The following is a 4,669-nucleotide window of genomic DNA, read 5'->3' as shown; positions in this document are numbered from 1 at the left end:
GAGGATGAAATAAGAAAGAGAAATCGAAAAAGAACGGAAATACGGGCTTTAAAGAGTTTCCGAGACCGCTCTCCGACAGAAAAGGATGATGATGTCAAAACATATCTACGCATGAGGGATGACCATAAGCTGGATTTAAAGAAGACAAAACAGAGGATCTGTGCGTTCTGTTTAAGCCAGGGTTTCCATTATGACGGCGGGAAATGGACGCAGGCGCACTTAAAATGGCTGAAATCCCTTGAACTTAGCGAATGGGACAGAGAAACGCTTGGCGAGTATCTGATCACATACGAATATCAGAGCAACCGGATAGAAATGTTTGATAAGAGGATAGAGGAACTGGCCTCTGAAACAGAGTATGTGGAGAAGGTAAAAAGACTGGTATGCTTTCTGGGCGTAAAAACCCATACGGCGTTATCCTGCCTGGTTGAGGCTGGGGATTTCCAGAGATTTGCAAAGGGGAACATCTACGCTGCATATCTGGGATTAGTGCCGGGGGAAGATTCGAGCAGTGATAACATCAAGAGGCTTTCCATCACCAAAGCCGGCAACAGCCATGTAAGGAAACTGCTGATTGAGGCTTCCAAAGGGATCTGTAAGGGAGCGGTCGGCCATAAATCGAAAGATTTAAAGGCAAGGCAGAGTGGGAATCCGCCGGAGGTGATTGCGTATGCAGACAAAGCAAATGAAAGGCTTAGAAGGAAGTATTACAAAATGATAAGGCATGGCAAGAAAAAGAATGTGGCGGTAACGGCAGTCGCAAGGGAACTTGCATGCTTTATATGGGGCATGATGACGGATAACATCCGTATAGAGTGAAATCAGCCTGCCATCTGCCCGTCAAGGGTAAATAAACTGCTGCGCAGCCCTTGACAGCCAGCTGTCATCCTGATGGATGGCAGTCAAGCGGATTAAGCAGGCGCAGCTGCATAATCCGCAGCAACTATTAACAAAAAACAGGAGATATCTTGAAGGAGTCTTTTGGAACTTCAAGGTTCGGGTTATCTGCGGCACCTCCTTGTTGGCAGTGCAGAAGCATTGATCCACGATTTAGGACAGCAGAACCCGCGGCGGACCATTGACCTGTAGGTAACCAATCCACGAATAACGGAATGGCCAAATGCCGGGAACTGTTAAACAAAGGGCTTCTCCAAGATATCTCCTGAGAACAATTGTGGGCTTTGTCAGAGGTTCGGGAAAAAGTTTATAATTTTCAAAAATTACCTCTTGACAAAAGTCACTTCATAACGGAGGTAAAAATGGATACAACAGTAACAAAAATAAATCCACTTGGTACAGAACGTATTGGAAAACTGGTACTTACATTTGCTGTTCCAAGTATCATTTCTATGGTGGTCAACGCCTTATATAACATTGTTGACCAGATTTTTATCGGGCAGGGGGTAGGGTATCTTGGCAATGGAGCTACCAATGTTGTTATGCCGATGACAGTGATTGCCATAGCTTTAAGCCTGCTGATTGGTGATGGAGCTGTGGCCTATCTGAGCTTGAAACTGGGCGAGGGGGATGAAAAGTCAGCAGCCAGAGGCGTGGGGTGTTCCATATCGGTCATGGTGATTGTGGGGATTATTCTCTGCATCTTGTTTCATTTGTTTTTGGAGCCTTTGTGTATATTATTTGGTGCGACAGAAGATATCCTGCCTTATGCCATGGATTATGGACGGATCATTTCCTATGGAATTCTGTTTTCTTCCATTGATTCCGGTATGTCTATGGTCTTGCGTATCTGCTTTTGCCGCTGAACATTTTCGGAACATATTATTTCCAGTCAGTGATGCAGCCGAAAACAGCATTGATCATATCTATGGCACGAGGCATAGTTCTATGTGGTGTATTAGTGTTCGTGCTTCCAGCACTGTTTGGTGCGGAACTTCTATGGTGGGTTATGCCGATTACAGAGCTGGCAGTTGCAATATATACTATTTTGTGTATAGTAAGAAGTAACAGAAGTCTTGTATTGAAGTAAGAATGTGATGGAAGTTCCGGTAAAAACCGAATAGAAAATACGGATTGCACTTCACAGGAATGTAATTGATACAAAGGGCATGAACAGAATATTGGGAAAACCGCTGAAAACAAGAGATTCCGGAATATTGGACGTTGCCGGAATCCCTCGTTTGCTTTTGGATCCGGTTTGAAAATGTGCAGCGGTCGGCAGTTTCCGTGATAGTATCCGAGTTTTGCGTGATAGTATAAGAGTTTTCGTGTTTGGAGTTTCGCCTGTTTGTAGAAAAATGTTGTTGAAATATGGGGGATAGGGTATAAAGGGGCAAAATTTTTGGAGAAGATAGATATATGCTATACCGGATAAAAATAATGATACAGCAAAGATAATGTGGGGATTATCTACCGGGCTTTACTCTAAAGCTGTTGGACGCTTATGGAAACCTGCGGTATATAATTAGAACACTGCGTTTGTAGGGCTTAGTTATGTTCAGTCAGTCAATAATGGCGAAAAAATTTCCTGCACCGCTTCTTGTGAAGCGATTTAGGGGAAAATCGGATGGGGCAACTTTAGTAAATGAGATAATGATGCTGACGAAGATGAACTGGAATAGTGGAGACAGTTTTTATAAGGTTTTACCAGTTACTTTGGATTTTGCCCAGATGCTTTCGCAGGTCGCAAAGCAGGATGTAGTTATTTATGGTAAGCCATATGATTTTAGATATTTTATGTAAAAGGTAATATAGAGCAGTTAAAAATATTCAAGGAAATAGAAATAAAGGAAAATTTATGTTTACAACTGAAGCAAAACAAATGGATATCATTATTAACAAGGTAAATTGTAAAAAAGCAAAAGATTCATTATTTCATATGTTGATAAATTATAAGATATATAAATTAACAGTGGAAATGCTCAATGAAAATATGGAAAAATTAAATTTCTATAATTTTGCTGCTCCATTTTCGGAATTGTGTACCCAGATAATATGAGCCTATAAATATACATTACGGGTGGCAGGCAAATATTTTATATTCAAAACATTAAATCAGGTTTTGGGGAGGTGTGACCATGATTTTACAAAATGAAATATGTCACATTGAAATTAATATTGACGAAACATATACCGTTGACTCGGTAGATAATCGCCATTACGATGTAACATTGAATCCAGAACATTATCGGCACAACGATTTGTCAAAAACACTGTCAATTCATATTGGCTTATATGCAAGAGAATTTCAAGTAGCGCTGATTGGACCGTATCATTCATATGATTTGGATTGTGCCGTTCTGCAAGATGACATTCTTACAGTTCTACAAGACAACATGATAACGCAGATAAAGATTACCGATGCCTATCTAATTCGCCATGTTGTGCTGGACTGTTTGGGTTGTAACTTTGCAATTTATAAAGTTGAAAAGGGATATATTATCTATGGAGAAATTGAAATAACGATGTTGGACTTGAATTTTAAGAAACAATGGTCATTTTCTGGAAAAGATATTTTTGTTTCTATTTCAAACAGAGAACCATTTACAATACGTGAAAACTTGATTTGCCTGTACGATTTTGAGAATAACTACTATGAAATAGATTTTAATGGAAAGCAAATCATATAGCTTCCGTGAGTTGTTAAGCGAATGCAAAACAGTAATTATATGCACGAATTTGTATTATATTTCAAGCTTTGTGCAGTAGGAACACTTTTCCGAAAAAGGAGTTTTGCTAAAACTCAAACTTGTCATATAAATGATGGGATTTTTGGGGAGCAGAAATATAGAGAATATCAATTTGTATACGAAATCAAGGTGATTGGTAATCTTATTGTACTTATTACTGCGGCACATAGAATTATAACATGCATAAAGCAAGCTAGAGCGAATGAAAAAAGTTATGATTGGAAAGGCATAAGTGAAGTGATAGAAAATTGTGATAAAATTTTTGATAATAAGTTACGCAATTATATGGAGCACTTAGAAGAGAAAATTTATAAGCAAGAGTTATCTAATCAAAATTGCCACTTTTCACCTCAAAGAGTTTTGTATTGTAATGATGAAAAAACGAATAAGGAATTTGACTTTAATAATAATAAGCTACAAGTTATTGATAAGCTGATTGACGAGTTATTAAAAAATGTTGTCTAAAAGGGAGAATGTTTTAATTAGTGAGAGCGTGGATTAAATCTGAAATGAAAAACTATCAGTTCTTGATAAATTTGGGGGATATTATCGAATTTTGTCAAGGTGTCTCCTTCCCCGGCAGATACGGACACGGAAAGCCTGCAAAGCCCGTAAACGGCACTTTCGGCACTACATAGCTTTCACAGTTACATTATTTCCGTGTGCTCTTAGGGGCTTTTTTACATTTGTGAGAGCACGAATTTTTGTTCTGGGGTTGTTTTGCCTGATAGTATATACTCGTAGGCAAAAGTCGGTTATTATCACGGAAACTCGGATACTCGCAGGCAAAACGGTAAAAATTTAATGGATAAATGATAAAACGGTAGAGGGACTGTTTCGGCAGTCCTTTTTCTCATGTCCTACGATTTCAAAATTCATTTCTTTACATTTCAAATATCACAGATATTTTTATAGCGCTTCAGAAAATAATAAGTTGGAAAGCGGGAAAATCAGAGTTAATATGCTTACACGGCGGTTTGAGTTTCCACTATATCGGACGAAAGGCGAAAAACTTTAGGGCT

General features: G+C 38.8%; 5 protein-coding genes. All 5 read left to right on the top strand.

All coding sequences use genetic code 11. From position 1 onward, the window contains the following. Positions 1-819, top strand: an 819-nt coding sequence (locus D7Y06_RS23965; RefSeq protein WP_158591486.1) for a transposase, incomplete at its 5' end; no start/stop codon positions are given. 440 nt (positions 820-1,259) lie between these two features. Then, complete coding sequence (locus D7Y06_RS23960) at positions 1,260-1,763, top strand: MATE family efflux transporter (protein ID WP_120410013.1); 504 nt, start codon at positions 1,260-1,262, stop codon at positions 1,761-1,763. Between the two features lie 706 nt (positions 1,764-2,469). Beyond that, complete coding sequence (locus D7Y06_RS23955; RefSeq protein WP_158591485.1) at positions 2,470-2,700, top strand: hypothetical protein; 231 nt, start codon at positions 2,470-2,472, stop codon at positions 2,698-2,700. A 335-nt stretch (positions 2,701-3,035) separates the two neighbouring features. Next, positions 3,036-3,587: a hypothetical protein gene (locus D7Y06_RS23945; RefSeq protein ID WP_120410010.1), complete on the top strand. Its 552-nt coding sequence runs from the start codon at positions 3,036-3,038 to the stop codon at positions 3,585-3,587. A 39-nt stretch (positions 3,588-3,626) separates the two neighbouring features. Next, positions 3,627-4,112, top strand: coding sequence for a hypothetical protein (locus D7Y06_RS23940; protein WP_147415770.1), 486 nt, complete (start codon positions 3,627-3,629; stop codon positions 4,110-4,112). The last annotated feature ends 557 nt before the right edge of the window (positions 4,113-4,669 follow it).

This window comes from Roseburia sp. 1XD42-69 (assembly GCF_003612565.1).
GTDB lineage: Bacteria > Bacillota > Clostridia > Lachnospirales > Lachnospiraceae > Roseburia_B.
The sequence above is the reverse complement of the archived record's forward strand: the minus strand, read 5'-3'. Positions and strand labels throughout refer to the sequence as shown.